Genomic DNA, 15,508 nt, shown 5'->3' with positions numbered 1-15,508 from the left:
GGCCAGCGGCGCCGTCCTGCGCGGCGGCTCCGTCATGGCGCCGGGCAAATCGAGCAGCTTGCAGCCGGCGCCGGCCCGCTTGTCCGTATAGGTCTTGTGTCCCTGCGCATCGGCGCACACGTACAGCTGTCCGTGCGCCTGTGCCGCCGCGCCCAGCAATCCTGCCATCAACGCCATTCTGTAATGCTTGGTCAATCTTCACTCCTGTCGGCTCCTGCCGCATCGATCCTGGGCCGACTATACAACACCGCACCGGCGCCGCATGGGCGCAAAGCATAAAAAAACGCGGGCAAGACCGATCGCCTCACCCGCGTTTTTTACTCACTACCGGCAGGTTGCCGGCATGGCGCCATTACAGCGAGTAGTACATGTCGAACTCCGCAGGATGCGTGGTCATGCGCATGCGCTGCACGTCCTGCATTTTCAGTTCCAGGTATGCATCGATCATGGAATCGCTGAACACGCCGCCACGGGTCAGGAACTCGCGGTCCTTGTCCAGGGCTTCCAGGGCTTCTTCCAGCGAAGCGCAGACGGTAGGGATCAGCGCGTCTTCTTCCGGCGGCAGATGGTACAGATCTTTCGAGGCGGCTTCGCCCGGATGGATCTTGTTGGCAACGCCGTCCAGGCCGGCCATCAGCAGTGCGGCGAAGCACAGGTACGGGTTCGCCAGCGGATCCGGGAAGCGCGCTTCGACGCGGCGGCCTTTTGGATTGGCCACGTGCGGGATGCGGATCGAGGCGGAACGGTTTTTCGCCGAGTACGCCAGTTTGACCGGCGCTTCGTAGCCTGGCACCAGGCGCTTGTACGAGTTGGTGCCCGGATTGGTGATCGCGTTCAGTGCCTTGGCGTGCTTGATGATGCCGCCGATGTAGTACAGGGCGAAATCGGACAGGCCGGCATAGCCGTCGCCAGCGAACAGGTTTTTGCCATCTTTCCATACGGATTGATGCACGTGCATGCCCGAACCGTTGTCGCCAACGATAGGTTTCGGCATGAAGGTGGCGGTCTTGCCATAGCTGTGCGCCACGTTCCACACCACGTATTTCAGGTTTTGCGTCCAGTCGGCGCGCTCGACCAGGGTCGAGAACTTGGTGCCGATTTCATTCTGACCGGCGCCGGCCACTTCGTGATGATGTACCTCAACCGGGATGCCCAGCGATTCCAGAATCAGGCACATTTCCGAACGCATGTCCTGGAAGCTGTCCACTGGCGGCACGGGGAAGTAGCCGCCCTTGACGGTAGGACGGTGGCCGCTGTTGCCGCCTTCAATGTCCTTGCCGGTCGACCACGAACCTTCGTCCGAACCGATCTTGACGAAGCAGCCCGACATGTCGATCTTCCAGCGCACGCTGTCGAAGATGAAGAATTCCGGCTCAGGGCCGAAGTAGGCGGTGTCGCCCATGCCCGACGATTTCAGGTAGGCTTCGGCGCGTTTCGCGATCGAGCGCGGGTCGCGGTCGTAGCCCTTGCCGTCCGACGGTTCGATCACGTCGCACTGCATGAACAAGGTCGTTTCTTCCATGAACGGGTCAATATTGGCCGTGTTTGGATCCGGCAGCAGGATCATGTCGGACGCTTCAATGCCTTTCCAGCCAGCGATCGAAGAACCGTCAAAGGCGTGGCCCGACTCGAATTTGTCCATATCGAAGTGCGACACGGGAACCGTCACGTGCTGCTCTTTACCACGGGTATCGGCAAAGCGGAAATCAACGAATTTGACTTCGTTTTCTTCTACCATCTTCAAGACTTCTGCGGCTGTCATTGCCATGCGTATCTCCTAAATGAATGTGGGGTGAGCCGACCTAAGTGCGTCTGGGCTGATGAAGCGAAGCAAACATTGCGTGCCACCAAAACTCATAAGGATCATAGCAGATTCCATGCCAGCCCCAGGAGAGACCTGGCCGCCAGGGGCAAAACCCGGCTATCCCCATGAAAGTTTTCCTGCCCACGATTTTCAGGCAAGGTTTGCGTCAAATCAAGAATGCACTATGCAAGTGCAAAAAACGAATAACGCACCATTATCGTGCATTTTGTGCGCATTCTTGAAAAATGCCTCGTTGTGGTGCATCGGGTCTGCACCGTGGTTTCCCGTTTGCGGGGCGCGGACGGCGCACTATAATCGACCATACCATCCCACTTTCTTCGAGGACGCCATGACCACCGCCGCCGACATCCTGAATACCGCCCGCAGCCGGGCCAATGAGGGCACGCCGTATGCCGGCGCCGTCACGCCGCAGGAAGCGTACGAACTGCTGCAACGCGATGGCGCCGTCAAGCTGATCGACGTGCGCACGAATGCCGAGCGCGACTGGGTTGGCCGGGTGGACATCGCCGATACCCAGCATGGTGCGGTGCAGTGGGCCACCTACCCGGGCGGCGTGCCGAATCCCGATTTTATGCAGCAACTGGCCGCCCAGGCCGGCAAGGACGAGGTGCTGCTGTTCCTGTGCCGCTCCGGCGTGCGCTCGCGCCATGCCGCCAAGCTGGCGACCGAGCACGGCTACAGCAACTGCTTCGACATCCTCGAAGGTTTTGAAGGCGACAAGGATGCGGACGGCCACCGCAAGCAGATCGGCGGCTGGTGCAAGGCAGGCTTGCCGTGGCTGGGCGCCTGACGCTGGCCGCTTGACTATCTGAACCGTGTTTGATCTGGCGGGCCACGCGATGGCCCGCCATCGGCTACAACCATCCATGCGCGCCCGATTTTTCAACTGCGGCGCCGATTCTCCTTGAAATAATGTACCTTATATAGTACAACGTAGAGGTGCGTCATGGATGCTTCCGGCTTGCGGCAGATTACCCTGCTGTTCTACGCGAACGGCAATGGCGGCGAACCCGTACGCGACTGGCTCAAGTCGCTCCCCATCGAGGAACGCCATGTCATCGGACAAGACTTGATGCATGCGCAATGGCGCTGGCCCGTGGGCATGCCCCTGTGCCGCCATCTGGGGCAAGGTTTATCGGACATTCGCAGCAGCTTGCCCGGCAAGCGCATCGCGCGCGTGCTGATCTGCCATCACGGCGATTGCCTGGTGGCGCTGCACGGCTTTATCAAGAAAACCCGGACGACGCCGGACGACGACCTGGCGCTGGCCCGCAAACGCGACAAGGAACTGACATGAACGCCACCGCCCCCCACCTCGGCAGCAGTCTCGACGACTTTCTCAAGGAAGAAGGCATCTTCGAGAAAACGCAAACCCGCGCCATCAAGGAAGTGATCGCCTGGCAACTGACGCAGGCGATGCAGGAACAAGCGATGTCGAAGACGCGCATGGCGGCCCTGCTGCAGACGAGCCGCTCGCAGCTCGACCGCCTGCTCGATCCCGGCAGCGACGTGACGCTCTCCACCCTGGAGCGGGCCGCCGCGCTGCTCGGGCGCAAGCTGTCGGTCACCCTCGTTTAAGCGAGTTAAGCGCTCAGGCCGGCTCTCCCGACTCCGGCGCCGCTATCGAATATTCGCCCATCAGCGTCAAGATGCGCTTGCGCACGAAATTGATGTGGCTGCGCAAGCCATACAGGCCATCGGCAAACGACAGGGGTATCGAGATCTGGTTGACCATGTCCTCGATCTGGTCCAGCCGCTTCAATTGCTCCGCATATACTTGCGCGCGTTGCGCTTGCGGCACGTCTTCCAGCGCCTGCTCCACCGTGCGCAGCTGGCCATACCAGCGGTACACGCGCGAGCGGATGCGCCACACGTACAACGGCGGCACGACGCGCGACAGGGGCAATATCAAGGCACCGAGCGCCACCACCAGCACCCACATGCGATCGAAGAAATTGGCCAGCCAGAAACTCATGTAGCGCTGCAGCACGGGCGCGCCATCCTTGTAGAATTTCAGCGCTTCGGGCGCGACGGGAATTTCCGTATAGCGCGCGGACGGGAACTGCCCCTGCTGCTGGAACCAGCCCGTGCCGCCGTGAATACTGGCCGCCGCCTGCACGAACAGGTCGACCAGGGCCGGATGCAAGTCTTCGCGCGCCACCAGGGTGGCGGTCGGCGCGATCAGGTGATAATCCTGCGCGGGGATGTTCTGCCCCAGGTCGACGATACCGCGCGGCAAGACCACATGCGTGAGGAAGGGCAAGCGCCGCGTGTACGCCTCCGCTTGCGAAAAATCAAACAGCTTGATGCCCGGCGTCTGCAGCAGCATCTGGATCAGCGGCGCTTCCGGCGCCGAGCTGAACACGAGGCCGTCGATGCGCCCTTCCAGCAGCGCCACCGTGGCGGGCGTATTTTGCAAGTCGCTCACCGTCAGCTCCTTCGCCTCCACGCCATTGACTGACAGCAACTGCCGGAACAGGCTGGGCACGCCCGTGCCTTCCGGCCCCAGATTGATCTTCATGCCCTTCAATTGCGTCAGCTCCGTCACCATCTTGTCTTCGCGCAGGAACAGCCACACGGGTTCCGTAAACAGGCTGCCCAGGGAAATCAAGCCATGGCGCTCGGCATCGGCGTGCTCGGTCGAGCCGCTTTGCACGAAGGCGATATCGGTCTTGCCGTTATTGAGGCGCTGCAGGTTGTCCTGCGAACCCAGCGATGGTTGCAGGGTTACCTTGATGCCGTGTTTGGCCAGGGTGGCCGCGTATTTCTTGCCGAATTCTTCATACGCGCTATTGTCCTGCCCCGTCGACAGGCTCACCTGGCGCGGCGGCGCCGGGTCGACCAGCCAGTAAGCAAGCGCGCAGAATGCGCCGACCAGCAGCAAGGTGGGACCGGCGGTGGCGAGGAAATCGCGCACGGAAAAGCGGCTGAACGCGAGGATTTTGGACATGTGGTGGCGCATAGGTTTCATGGGTGGCTACGATGCCAAGAAAACCTCAACTATGCAAGGCACTTTCACAGGCGCGGCGTGGCCAAATCCGCTACAGTAGCAGATCGATCACCTGCCCTCTGGAGCCCCGCATGCTGAAAATTCTTGGAAAAGCCGCCTCGATCAATGTCCGCAAAGTCTTGTGGACGTGCGAGGAACTCGACCTGCCCTACGAACGCGAAGACTGGGGCAGCGGCTTTCGCGCCACCGACGACCCGGCCTTCCTGGCCCTGAACCCGAACGCCATGGTTCCCGTGCTGCTGGACGGCGACCTGGTGCTGTGGGAATCGAACACGATATGCCGCTACCTGTGCGCCCAGGCGGGCCGTGAAGACTTGCTGCCAAGTAATCCCCGTGCCCGCGCGGAAGTGGAAAAATGGATGGACTGGCAAATGGGCGATTTGAACAACAGCTGGCGCTACGCGTTCATGTCGCTGGTGCGCCACAGCCCCGCGCACCAGGATGCGGCGCAGCTGGCGGCCGGTATCGCGGGATGGAACAAGATGATGGGCGTGCTGGAGCAGCAGTTGCAGCGCACGGGCGCGTTTGTGTGCGGCGAGCAATTCACTCTGGCCGATATCGTGCTGGGCCTGTCCGTCAAGCGCTGGCTGATGGCCCCGATGCAACGTCCGGCATATCCGGCCATTGCCGCGTATCACGCGCGCCTGGAAGATAAAACGGCTGCGTTTGCCGGCTAATGCATTCCTAGTCCAGCTCGATTGCCTCGACCGTGCCGCCGATGACATAACAGTCGCCATCGCGGCGCACTTCGTCCAGCGAGCCGGGATCATCGTGCGTATAGGTGCCGTCGACATCGACGCACCACACATCGCCAAAACGCAGCAGCTTCACGCCGCAGCAGATGCGGTTGATGAAATTGCCCGGCGTCCGGACCAGCACTTCGCGCACCGCGCCCACCGTGATGGCGACCTGGCGCCAGACGTCGCCGTCCAGCGCATGATTTCTTGCGTACACCACGATACGCACGGCTTGCACGCCCTGCGGTCCGTACACCTGCTCGAATGATACGAGCGCGCCATCGTCAAAGCGATGATATTGCGCAAAGAGCTGCTGCGTTCTTTCCATAGCCACTTTCTCTTCCATAAAAAAACCGGCCCATTCAGGCCGGCTTTTCATTGCAGCAACGATTTAATTCGTACACTGCTTCGCCACGCCCTCGGCCGGCGCGGGCGGCTCGATCAGCGGCATCAAGCTCGGCGCCAGCGACACGAGCAATTGCACCGGCAAGGCGCTGGTGAAATCGTAGTTCTTCGATTCCGGGCCCCGCACATACGCCGTCATGCTGCCATAGAAGCGCTCGCCGATATTGAAGACGAACGTGGCCGAGCGGTTCACATAGCGCGACTCGATCAGGCGGCCGCCGGCTCCATACACGTCGAAGCGCTGGTCGCCCGTGCCCGTCTTGCCGCCCATCGGGATCGGCACGCCGTCGGCGCCGACAAACGCCGTCTTCGCCCGTTTCGCCGTGCCGTCGGACACGACTTCGCGGATGGCCTTGGCGACAGCCTTGGCCACGTCCGGCGACAGCACCTGTTCCGCTTCCACCTTGCTGCCCCGCTTGACCATGGTGTCGTACGGCGTGTTGGCGGCGAAATGCATGGAATCGATGCGCACGCTCGGCTTGCGCACGCCATCGTTGATGATGATGCCCATCAACTCGGCCAGCGCGGCGGGACGGTCTGCCGAAGCGCCCAGGGTGGTCGCATACGACGGCACCAGCGAATCGAACGGATAGCCCATCTTCTTCCACTGGCGGTGGATTTCCAGGAAACCTTCGACTTCCAGCAAGTTGGCGATGCGGCGGTCCTGCGCGTGCTTGCGGTGCGTGTTGAACAGCCATTTGTAGACTTCCTGGCGCTCCTTCTCGCTGGCCGCCACCATCTGCGACAGGGTGGAACCTTCGTGCTGGCGCAGGTACGCCACCATCCACAGTTCCAGCGGATGCACATTGGCCAGATAACCGCGGTCGGCCAGCGACCAGTTTTCCATCGCGTACTGCTGGTACATCCTGGCCACGCGCTCGGGCGGCACTTCGTTTTGCGACGGCAGGTTGGCGTTGAGGAAATCGCCGAATTCCGCCACCGTGCCCTTGGGATTGATGGTGCGGAAGATGTTCGCCAGGCGCACAGGCGTCGGGCGGATGCTGGCCAACAGAATCTTTTCCTGCTCGTCGACGCTCTTGCCGCGGTACTTCTGGTAGAAGCGGTGCAGGAATTCACGCCCTTCCTTGTCGGCAAACCGGCTCAGGTACTGGGCGCGGCGCGGATCGTCCGCATCCGCCAGCAGCGAGGCCGAGGAATCGGGGCGCGAAAACATGTAGTAGCGGGCCACGTCGCGCATCAGGCGCACGAACACCAGGTTGGTCGACTGGCGCAAGGCCTGCTGCACCGTCATGATGCGGCTGTCGTCGAGCTTGGAGAAGTTGCCGAAATGGTGCAAGCCGCCGCCCGTGAAGAAGCCTTCGCCCGGATTGCCCGAGTATTTGCGCTCCATGGCGGCCGCCAGCATGGCCGGCAGCTTGCGCGCCTCGCCGAGCGGCAAAGGTTTCAGATAGGCAATCGCCCACTGCGACAGCATGTCCTTCGGATCGACGGCGATCTTGCCCAGCTCGGCCGCGTCCATGCCCTGGTAGCGCTGGTGCAGCTGGTCGATGATGTCCAGGTACGTCACCAGGGTGCGCAGCTTGGCCGTGGAACCGAGGTCCAGCTTGGCGCCCTCGTTGATGTCGAGCGGCTGGTCGAAATTATCCGTCTGCACGCGCAGCAAGTTGGCCTGCTCACCCTTTTGCAGCAGGGTAAAGCTGTACACGACGTTGGCCGGGTCGCCATTGCCCAGCATGCCCTTGCCCGTCAAACCGGCCGCTTTCGCCACTTCCGGGTCGCGCAGCTCGCGCAAGACCTTGGTGACGGCGTTTTGTGCCTGCGCATCGAGCGTGCTGACCACTTTCAGGTCCAGGCGGTCCAGGTTGTACAAGCGCGGATCGCCGAGCATGCTGGCCAGGTGGTTGCGCACGGCATTCGAGGCCTTGCGCGTGACGAACGAGGTCGACGCTTCCGACTGCACGCCCGACGCCGCTGACGGGCGCAGCTTTTCGGCGATGGCGGCATCGCGCAGCTGCGCCGAGATCACGCCCGCCTGCGCCAGCAGGCGCAGATGGCTGTTGGTCAGCACTTCCAGGTCGGCGCCGCCGGCTACCAGGTAGTGGGACGGACGGCGCTGCGCGATCAGCAGGCTCAACGCCTGCTTGTAGGCCAGCGCGCTGCCGGGTTGATCCATTTTTCCACTGAGCAAAGTTTTCACTTCGGCAAACGGGCGGCCATACCAGACCCACATGCCGTCGCCGATGCCGTTGACCTCGCCAAAGCCGCTCTTTGCCGACAGCGGCACGGTATTGAGATAGTTGACGACGATCTTGCGCCGCGCTTCCATGGTGTTTTCGCCATCCTGGTACGAGCGCAGGCTGGCCGACATCATCTGCAGCAGCTTGTCCTGCATGGAGCTGGTGCGGCCGTCTTCCGAATGCCGGTACTTTTCGATCTGCGTGGCCAGGGTGCTGCCGCCGCCGCCCCGGTGGCCGCCGAACAGGTTCAGCGCCTTGTCCAGAATCGCCTTGCTCAGGCGGTCCCATTCGACGGCGGGATTGCGCCCGGGCGTGCCAGGATCGAGCAATTCGCGGTTTTCGATGAACAGCAGGCTTTGCACCAGCGCCGGCGGCGCATCGGCAAAGCCGTCGAACATGCGCTCGGGATAGCTGGCCGCGAACAGGGGCGCGGCGCGGCAATCGAGGATGCTCAATCCCGCGCGGTTTTTCTCGTGATAGGTGGCAAAGATGCCCATGTCGACCAGTTGCACCATTTTCGGCGACATGCGCGCCTGCGCCGTGACCGCATAGTCGCGCGCATTGAGCTTGGTGATGAAGTCGGGCAGGCTGGCATAGCCGAGGCGCTCGTCATAAGGGCCATGCTGCGGATAGCGGATGGCGCCGGCAGGCGCGGAGCCAGGCTCGACCTTGTATGTCAGCTGGCGGTCCAGGCGCGAGAAAAACTCCGCCTGCAGGGCCGAGGTGCGCACTTCGCGCATGACGAACCAGGCCACGCCGGCGATCAGCGCCAGCACAATGATCAGGAAAATGGGCCAGATGCGCGAACGGCGCTTCTTCGGCGGGCTTGCCGGCGGCGGCGCCTCGGGGCCGGCTTCGGCCGCCGGGTCGGTGGGGAGCCGCTCTTGCGCGGCCAGGTTGACGCCTGTGTCTTTCATGGGATGCTGGGGTAAGGTTGGGTTTGGACGGCGCGGAAAATGCGGCAGCGATACCGCTCCGCGCAGGATAAGACGAGGGCCAGACAGGCCCGGTCACAACAAAGCTTGCTTAACATGATGTCCATACCGGTGAATCAAAAAAACGCTCTACTGCACAGGCAGGCAACCCCGTGTCTGACACGCGGAGTCCCTGTTCACCATTCCACCACATCGGCATGAAAACGACTGACGAGCGCGCACAAAAATCTTGCTTCATTGAAGATTTTCGCAAAAAAACAACGACCGGGACTGTCCACTGTCGAACATGGGCCTAAGGCGGGCTGGGCGATGGCGAAAAAGCCGCCGGCGCCGGGCTGGCAGCAGCTCAGATGGTGACGTATTCCGCCTGCATGGCGTCGAGCGCGGCGCACATGTCCGCGAAGGCGGCCGCCGCTTGCTTCGGCTCGCCCTTGACGCCCAGTTCGATATGCCGGCGCGTCTGTGCGTCGCCCACGCTGGGCAGGCTGAAAACCTTGATCAACGGAAACTCCGCCTCGAGGCGCACCATCAGCGGCGTCAGCAGCGATTCCGCCGTTTCATACACGAGCAAGGCATGTTCCGCATGCGGCACCTGGTTGAACAAATGGCTGTAATGCGTGTCGAGCACCCATTCGATCATGGGCCAGGACATGACGGGAAAACCAGGCACGAAATAGTGCTCGCGCACGGCAAAGCCGGCAATCTTGTTGTACGGATTCGGAATCAGCTCGGCGCCTTCGACAAATTCCGCCATTTTCAGGCGATGCAGGTTTTCCGGCGAGTTCAGGTCCGCCGGCGCGCCCGCCTCTGCGCCCATTTCCGTGATCCGTTGCTGGATGTTCGCCTTGCCCTGCGGATGCAGCACCAGCGGCAAGCCCAGCGCATCGGCCGCCGCCTGGCGCGTATGGTCATCCGGCGTGGCGCCGATGCCGCCAAAGCTGAAAACGATGTCGCCGCTGGCAAAGCTGCGCTTGAGCAAGGCCATCAGGCGCGCCGGCTCATCGCCCACGTATTCCGCCCAGCTCAGCTGCAAGCCGCGCTGCTTGAGCATTTGCACCACTTTCGGGAAATGCTGGTCAGTGCGCTTGCCCGACAGGATTTCGTCGCCGATGATGATCAATCCGATAGCCATGAAATTTCCTTCTTTGATTCAATAGTTAAGCTCAGGCATCCGCCGGCGCCACGTCCGTCATGCCGCGCTGGCCCCGCAGGCGCGCCAATGCTTCCAGGCAGTAATACTGGAACCACAGGCCCGTAAAGATAAAGATCAGCACATACAGCCAGATGGCGAACGCCGCCAGGAAGGGGAAAAACACCACCGACATCGCGCCGCCCATCCACAGCAGGCCAGGCACGGCGCCGGCCGCGCCGGAGACCATGCCGATGGCCAGCAGGGGCCAGCGCTGCGTGCGCATGACGGCGTGGCGCTCGTCCACGCTGGCATAATCGGCCATGGCGTCATACGCCATCACGCGGTAGGTCAGCCAGCCCCACAGCACGGCTTGCCCCGCCAGTGCGGCGGGCGGAAACGCGTACAGGGGCAGCAGGATGACCCAGGCGACGATGAACAGCAAGAAAGTGGCCAGCGAGGTGCCGACGCTGCCAAGCAGGCTGCCGCCATGCTTCTTTTCCAGCTGCGCAAAGTGCCGCCCGCCCACGTGGCGGCCGATGGCCGGCATGGCGAACAGGCCCATGAAGATCAGCGCCGTCAGGATCATCAGCGGCAGCAGCATGAACATGGCGATCAGGGGTACGATGACGGCTTTGAGCACGCCCAGGCCGAAGGTGGCCAGCACCTGGCCGCTGGTGCGGAAGAAATCGTACTGCGTAAACAGCGCATGCAGGCTGTCGATCAGCGGCTGCAGGCCCACGTACAGCAGGGCGCCCCACACCACCACCGACAGGATGAACGGCACTGCGCTCAGCAGCAGTATCCTGCCGTGCCATTGCGACAGGAAAGCACGGCCATACGAATTCAACACATTGCGCATCAGCGGCGTCCTTTTCGTTTAATTCTTGCAAATTCCACCATGCGGCGCAGGCCCAGCCATTGCTGCTGCCAGAAGCCGCGGCCATAGTTGCGCCCGGGGCGGCCCACGCCTTGGCTGTCGATGCGGGCCAGCTGGTCGCGCACGCCCGTGCGCGCATAGCCGGCCGAGAAATTCGCGGTACCCAGCAGCATATCCCAGATCGGCAAGACCACGCCGAAGTTGCAACCGCCCAGGCTGCCCTTGCCTGCCGACTCATGCCCCACGCCAATGGCGTGATGCGTGCGGTGGAAACGGGGCGAAATCAGCAGCCGCTCGCCGATGCGGCCGAAGTGTATCCTCACATTTGCGTGCTGCAAGCTTTGCAGGATGCGCGAAATCGACACGAGCAGCACATACTGGCCCGGCGGCACGCCGATACCGAGCGCCACCAGCGCCATCACCACGTCGCGCAGGAAGTCGTCGAGCAGGTGGTTGCGGTCATCGCTCCACAAGTTCATGTTCTGCTGGCTGTGATGCAGGCTGTGCAAGCCCCACCACCAGCCGAAATGGTGCGAAGCCCGGTGGTAGCAATAGTCGACGAAGTCCAGTATCACAAAATAAATGATAAAACTGAGCAGCGGACTGATGCCGGGCAACAGTGATTCCAGGTTCAATGGATGGATATTGTCGAAACGCAAAGCGCCCGCCAATGCATCCATCAGCGGATCGAGCGTGAAGAAGACCAGCACGGAAAACAGGCCGATGCGGTGCAGCACGGTATAAATAAAATCGTTCCAACGGGCACGCGGGTCGGTGATCTTTTGCGCGGGAATCAAGGCTTCGAGCGGACGCAGCACGAGAAACAGCAGCAGCAGTTCGCACAGGCCGATCAGCAGCCATTCCGTGCCTTCGAACGCCTCTTCCGTGAATTCGCCAAAACCCAGGTGGTAGACGAGGGGATTCACCACAGTCTGGAACAGCCAGCCTTGCGCCACGCCAAACGCGTCGACCACGGCGTCGATGGCCGGCGTGACGAAGTTGAGGATATCGGCGGCGATCATGGCTGGCCCTTCTTCTGCGCGTAGGCGGGATGCGCGCGCAGGGTGGCAAAACAGAAACCCTTGTCTTGCAGGCCAGAAATCAGGGCATCGAGGTTGGCGGGCGCCCACGGCTCCTTGCGCGACCAGATGCCCATGTGCGCAATGAAAATGTCGCCGCTGCGCAAGTTCGCCAGCGCTTTCTTCAGCAGCATGGCGTTCGGGTACTTATCGCTGGGCAGTTCATCGCCCGAATACCCGGCCGGTGCCCAGCCCGCGTGCTGGTAGCCGCAGGCGCTGCCGGCCGCCAGGGTGCGCGGCGACGTGTAGCCGCCCGGCGCGCGCCAGAACGGGTCGAGCTTGCGGCCCGTCAGTTCCTGGAAGCGCGTATCGACGCGGCGCAATTGCTCGCAGAACTGCTTATCGGTGAAGGAGGCCAGCTTGCCGCCGTCCTTGCCGAACTGGGGCTTGACCTGGATCAAGCCGTTGGCCAGATCCTTCTTCCAGTACACGTGGTCAAACGTATGCGTGCCGAACGCATGGCCTTCGGCGACCCTGGCTTTCCAGTACGGCGCCCACGACGGGTCCAGCGAGTAGTCGCCGCGCGTGGTCTTTTCGTTGGCCAGGAAGAACGTGGCCTTCACATGGCGTTGATTGAGCACGTCGGCAATCAGTTGCGCTTGCGACTGGCTGCCCGTGTCGAAGGTCATGTAGATCGTGCCCTTGCAGGCGGCAGGCGCTGAAGCTGCGGCTGATACAGGAACAGGTGCGACAGGGGCGGCGGCATGCGCGGTCGACAACATCGCGCTGGCGCACAGCAGCATGGCGGGCACATGGCCCGCAAAAGTGAGGCGTTGCATCATCACACCCGTCATCACATGCGTGGCGAGTGGGTGGCGAAATACACGCCATGGGGCGAGCGGCCCACCGGTATCGTCTTGATCACCTTGCGCGTGGTCAAATCGATCACGGCCACTTTCTTGATCCAGCGCAAGGTGACCCACATGGTCTTGCCATCGGGCGTGATTTCCATGCAATCGGGGCCACCGGGCACGTTGATGGTGCCCACGTTTTCCAGGGTTTGCTGGTCGATGATGTTGATGGTGTTCGACACGCGGTTCGACACGAACGTCATGCGCTTGTCACCGAGCGCGCGGAAATTATGCGTGCCGGCGCCCGCCTTGATGCGCTTGACGGTCTTTTGCGTGCGCCAGTCGATCACTTCCACGTAATCGCTGCCCATGATGCCAACCAGCAAATATTTACCGTCGGGCGTCATCGTGATGCCGGCCGGCGCGGGACCGACGGGCATGGTCCATTTCACCGTCTGCGTGGCCAGGTCGATGGCGCTGACCTGGTTGCTGCCCTGCTGCGTAATGAACGCCATGCTGCTGTCGGCCGTGAAGGCCATGTGGCTGGGCAGCTTCGGCAGCGCGATGCGCTTGGCCAGGGTCAGGTTCTTGCCGTCGTAGCGGTACAGGTCGATGCGGTCCAGACGCAGCGAATTCGAGATGAACCACTTCTGATCCGGCGAAAAGCCGATCTGGTAGGGGTCGAGGATGTTGCTGATGCGGCGCTGGATCTGGCCCGACACGGGGTCAAGGAAGATCAGCTCGTTGCCGACGGAGCTGGCGACGATCAGCGACTTGCCGTCCGGCGTCTCCATCAGGTGATGCGGTTCCTTGCCGACGGCAAAGGTGGACAGGGGAGCATAGGTTTTCTGGTCCAGCAGTTGCACCGTGGCATCACGGGAATTGAGCACGACCACCACTTCGGCTTGCGCCGTAGACATTGCGGAAACCAGGCACAGCGAGGAAAAAACAAGGCGGCGTAGACTGCGGAACATGGCAAAAATCACTGTTAAATACAAAACAGGCATTTTACGTGGAAACACTGTATTGATTGTATTAAATCCCCCCTTAAATACGACCATCGGTCACATCGTGCCGCAATTTTCCCTTTTTCCTGCGCCGGGCCTGGAATGGCGCTTTGCAACTCATTGCTCTACAATCTGAAGCTTTCATCGCCTACACAAGGATAATCATGACCACCACCACTACCGCTTCCGGCCTGCAATACATCGATACCGTCGTCGGCGAAGGCGCTGAAGCGCAAGCCGGCAACAATGTTGTCGTGCATTACACGGGCTGGCTGCAAAACGACGACGGCAGCGCCGGTTCGAAATTTGATTCGAGCAAGGACCGCAACGACCCGTTCGAATTCCCGCTGGGCGCAGGCCGCGTCATCCAGGGCTGGGACGAAGGCGTGCAAGGCATGAAAGTGGGCGGCAAGCGCCAGCTGATCATCCCGGCAGCACTGGGCTATGGCGCACGCGGCGCCGGCGGCGTGATTCCACCGAACGCCACCCTGATTTTCGACGTCGAACTGCTGGGCGTATAAGCACCGACCAGGCTGCGTTCGCATGACCGCGCCCGGCGCCGCCCCTGTTCACGCAGCGGCGGCGCTTTTGTTTTGAGTATGTCCTCTAATGCACGGCGCGCTTTTTTCACTATGATGTCAGGCACTGCAGCACGCACGGTGGCCACTCCGCCGTGCCTGCCGCACTTTTCCAGCGATTCCCTCAGCACACAGGAGCCATCATGAGTTTACAAGAGCAATTCGACCAAGCGCAGCTCGATTCCAAGACCCTGTCCGAGCGTCCGGACAATATGACCTTGCTGAAAATTTACGCCTTGTTCAAGCAAGCGTCGAGCGGCGACGCCACCGGCGAACGCCCCGGCATGACCGACTTCGTCAACCGCGCCAAGTTCGATGCCTGGGCGGCCCTGGCCGGCACGTCGAAGGAAGATGCGCAACAGCAATACATCGACCTGATCGAAGACTTGAAGGACTGATTCTTCCCTGCCCCGGCGCCCGCCGGGGCAATGTTATTATTTCCGCATGACACTATCACCGCTTTCCCTTGTTTCCCTGGCGCACGCCGCCGACCTGCCCCGTTTGTTCGACGTCTGGCACCTGTCCGTGCGCGCCACCCACGATTTCCTCGCCGACAGCGATATCGATTTCCTCTGCCCCTACGTGCGCGATGAGCTGGCCAGGGTGGCCGCCGAAGGCCTGCTGCACGTGCTGCGCGATGCCGATGGCAGCGCTTACGCCTTCCTGTGCGTCGAGCATGCCAAGATCGAAATGCTGTTCGTGCATCCCGATCAGCGCGGCAGCGGCGCCGGCCGCACGCTGGTCCAGTACGCCATCACGGCCTTGGGCGCCAGGGTTGTCGACGTCAACGAGCACAACACGCAAGCGCACGGCTTTTACCGCCACCTGGGCTTTGTCGGGGAAAGCCGCTCGGAATGCGACCCGTTCGGCAAGCCTTTCCCCATTTTGCACCTGAAACTGGCCGAAAACGGCTGAAAACTCACCAAAAACCACC

The 15,508-nt window shown here is 61.8% G+C and carries 17 protein-coding genes; 7 read left to right on the top strand and 10 right to left on the bottom strand.

Annotated elements, in window-relative coordinates; all coding sequences use genetic code 11:
• Together CBW50_RS08760 and glnA are read right to left on the bottom strand one after the other, a co-directional pair.
• The coding region (locus CBW50_RS08760) for a DUF4124 domain-containing protein (protein ID WP_139842445.1) at positions 1-168 on the bottom strand (168 nt) is incomplete at its 3' end.
• Between the two features lie 184 nt (positions 169-352).
• Positions 353-1,768, bottom strand: a complete 1,416-nt coding sequence (gene glnA / locus CBW50_RS08755; protein ID WP_070219258.1) for a type I glutamate--ammonia ligase — start codon at positions 1,766-1,768, stop codon at positions 353-355.
• A gap of 385 nt (positions 1,769-2,153) precedes the next feature.
• Here glnA and CBW50_RS08750 point away from each other — a divergent pair, with 385 nt between their 5' ends.
• The 3 genes from CBW50_RS08750 to CBW50_RS08740 all read left to right on the top strand — a co-directional run bounded on the left by CBW50_RS08750 (position 2,154) and on the right by CBW50_RS08740 (position 3,403).
• Complete coding sequence (locus CBW50_RS08750; RefSeq protein ID WP_086145165.1) at positions 2,154-2,615, top strand: rhodanese-like domain-containing protein; 462 nt, start codon at positions 2,154-2,156, stop codon at positions 2,613-2,615.
• 156 nt (positions 2,616-2,771) lie between these two features.
• Positions 2,772-3,122, top strand: a complete 351-nt coding sequence (locus CBW50_RS08745; RefSeq protein ID WP_086145164.1) for a type II toxin-antitoxin system RelE/ParE family toxin — start codon at positions 2,772-2,774, stop codon at positions 3,120-3,122.
• The gene (locus CBW50_RS08740) at positions 3,119-3,403 is read left to right on the top strand and encodes an XRE family transcriptional regulator (RefSeq protein WP_086145163.1); all 285 of its coding nucleotides are present in this window, start codon (positions 3,119-3,121) and stop codon (positions 3,401-3,403) included. The genes CBW50_RS08745 and CBW50_RS08740 overlap by 4 nt, the downstream gene beginning before the upstream one ends.
• A gap of 13 nt (positions 3,404-3,416) precedes the next feature.
• On the opposite strand, the gene CBW50_RS08735 is transcribed toward CBW50_RS08740, so the two are convergent.
• Positions 3,417-4,775, bottom strand: coding sequence for a TAXI family TRAP transporter solute-binding subunit (locus CBW50_RS08735; protein WP_086145179.1), 1,359 nt, complete (start codon positions 4,773-4,775; stop codon positions 3,417-3,419).
• 131 nt (positions 4,776-4,906) lie between these two features.
• Here CBW50_RS08735 and CBW50_RS08730 point away from each other — a divergent pair, with 131 nt between their 5' ends.
• Positions 4,907-5,512, top strand: a complete 606-nt coding sequence (locus tag CBW50_RS08730; RefSeq protein ID WP_086145162.1) for a glutathione S-transferase family protein — start codon at positions 4,907-4,909, stop codon at positions 5,510-5,512.
• Positions 5,513-5,519: 7 nt separating this feature from the next.
• On the opposite strand, the gene CBW50_RS08725 is transcribed toward CBW50_RS08730, so the two are convergent.
• From CBW50_RS08725 to CBW50_RS08695, 7 genes are all read right to left on the bottom strand, one after another.
• Complete coding sequence (locus tag CBW50_RS08725) at positions 5,520-5,906, bottom strand: hypothetical protein (protein ID WP_139842444.1); 387 nt, start codon at positions 5,904-5,906, stop codon at positions 5,520-5,522.
• A gap of 57 nt (positions 5,907-5,963) precedes the next feature.
• The gene (locus tag CBW50_RS08720; protein ID WP_086145160.1) at positions 5,964-9,092 is read right to left on the bottom strand and encodes a transglycosylase domain-containing protein; all 3,129 of its coding nucleotides are present in this window, start codon (positions 9,090-9,092) and stop codon (positions 5,964-5,966) included.
• 364 nt (positions 9,093-9,456) lie between these two features.
• Positions 9,457-10,242, bottom strand: coding sequence for a molybdopterin-binding protein (locus CBW50_RS08715; protein WP_086145159.1), 786 nt, complete (start codon positions 10,240-10,242; stop codon positions 9,457-9,459).
• A gap of 31 nt (positions 10,243-10,273) precedes the next feature.
• Positions 10,274-11,101 carry an EI24 domain-containing protein gene (locus CBW50_RS08710; protein ID WP_086145158.1) on the bottom strand — a complete coding sequence of 276 codons (828 nt, stop codon included), beginning with the start codon at positions 11,099-11,101 and terminating at the stop codon, positions 10,274-10,276.
• Positions 11,101-12,141 (bottom strand): sterol desaturase family protein, encoded by a 1,041-nt coding sequence (locus tag CBW50_RS08705; protein WP_086145157.1) that lies wholly within the window; start codon positions 12,139-12,141, stop codon positions 11,101-11,103. The genes CBW50_RS08710 and CBW50_RS08705 overlap by 1 nt, the downstream gene beginning before the upstream one ends.
• Positions 12,138-12,983 (bottom strand): polysaccharide deacetylase family protein, encoded by an 846-nt coding sequence (locus CBW50_RS08700; protein ID WP_301178801.1) that lies wholly within the window; start codon positions 12,981-12,983, stop codon positions 12,138-12,140. The genes CBW50_RS08705 and CBW50_RS08700 overlap by 4 nt, the downstream gene beginning before the upstream one ends.
• Positions 12,984-12,991: 8 nt before the next feature.
• Entirely contained in the window at positions 12,992-13,963 is a 972-nt protein-coding gene (locus CBW50_RS08695) for a cytochrome D1 domain-containing protein (protein WP_086145177.1), read from the bottom strand.
• A 197-nt stretch (positions 13,964-14,160) separates the two neighbouring features.
• Between CBW50_RS08695 and CBW50_RS08690 the strand changes: the two genes are divergently transcribed.
• From CBW50_RS08690 to CBW50_RS08680, 3 genes are all read left to right on the top strand, one after another.
• Entirely contained in the window at positions 14,161-14,517 is a 357-nt protein-coding gene (locus CBW50_RS08690; RefSeq protein ID WP_034760263.1) for an FKBP-type peptidyl-prolyl cis-trans isomerase, read from the top strand.
• A gap of 200 nt (positions 14,518-14,717) precedes the next feature.
• Positions 14,718-14,972 (top strand): acyl-CoA-binding protein, encoded by a 255-nt coding sequence (locus CBW50_RS08685; RefSeq protein ID WP_070219266.1) that lies wholly within the window; start codon positions 14,718-14,720, stop codon positions 14,970-14,972.
• Positions 14,973-15,018: 46 nt separating this feature from the next.
• Positions 15,019-15,489 carry a GNAT family N-acetyltransferase gene (locus CBW50_RS08680; protein WP_086145156.1) on the top strand — a complete coding sequence of 157 codons (471 nt, stop codon included), beginning with the start codon at positions 15,019-15,021 and terminating at the stop codon, positions 15,487-15,489.
• Positions 15,490-15,508: the final 19 nt, after the last annotated feature.

It is taken from the genome of Janthinobacterium sp. GW458P (assembly GCF_002127585.1).
GTDB lineage: Bacteria > Pseudomonadota > Gammaproteobacteria > Burkholderiales > Burkholderiaceae_D > Janthinobacterium.
This window is presented reverse-complemented; position numbering and strand designations above follow the sequence as displayed.

Excerpts from the sequence above, each read along its gene's own strand:
- glnA (WP_070219258.1), bottom strand. The coding sequence starts at position 1,768 with ATGGCAATGACAGCCGCAGAAGTCTTGAAGATGGTAGAAGAAAACGAA.
- CBW50_RS08690 (WP_034760263.1), top strand. The coding sequence starts at position 14,161 with ATGACCACCACCACTACCGCTTCCGGCCTGCAATACATCGATACCGTC.
- CBW50_RS08750 (WP_086145165.1), top strand. The coding sequence starts at position 2,154 with ATGACCACCGCCGCCGACATCCTGAATACCGCCCGCAGCCGGGCCAAT.
- CBW50_RS08685 (WP_070219266.1), top strand. The coding sequence starts at position 14,718 with ATGAGTTTACAAGAGCAATTCGACCAAGCGCAGCTCGATTCCAAGACC.
- CBW50_RS08710 (WP_086145158.1), bottom strand. The coding sequence starts at position 11,101 with ATGCGCAATGTGTTGAATTCGTATGGCCGTGCTTTCCTGTCGCAATGG.
- CBW50_RS08720 (WP_086145160.1), bottom strand. The coding sequence starts at position 9,092 with ATGAAAGACACAGGCGTCAACCTGGCCGCGCAAGAGCGGCTCCCCACC.
- CBW50_RS08695 (WP_086145177.1), bottom strand. The coding sequence starts at position 13,963 with ATGTTCCGCAGTCTACGCCGCCTTGTTTTTTCCTCGCTGTGCCTGGTT.
- CBW50_RS08705 (WP_086145157.1), bottom strand. The coding sequence starts at position 12,141 with ATGATCGCCGCCGATATCCTCAACTTCGTCACGCCGGCCATCGACGCC.
- CBW50_RS08735 (WP_086145179.1), bottom strand. The coding sequence starts at position 4,775 with ATGTCCAAAATCCTCGCGTTCAGCCGCTTTTCCGTGCGCGATTTCCTC.
- CBW50_RS08740 (WP_086145163.1), top strand. The coding sequence starts at position 3,119 with ATGAACGCCACCGCCCCCCACCTCGGCAGCAGTCTCGACGACTTTCTC.
- CBW50_RS08680 (WP_086145156.1), top strand. The coding sequence starts at position 15,019 with ATGACACTATCACCGCTTTCCCTTGTTTCCCTGGCGCACGCCGCCGAC.
- CBW50_RS08745 (WP_086145164.1), top strand. The coding sequence starts at position 2,772 with ATGGATGCTTCCGGCTTGCGGCAGATTACCCTGCTGTTCTACGCGAAC.
- CBW50_RS08715 (WP_086145159.1), bottom strand. The coding sequence starts at position 10,242 with ATGGCTATCGGATTGATCATCATCGGCGACGAAATCCTGTCGGGCAAG.
- CBW50_RS08730 (WP_086145162.1), top strand. The coding sequence starts at position 4,907 with ATGCTGAAAATTCTTGGAAAAGCCGCCTCGATCAATGTCCGCAAAGTC.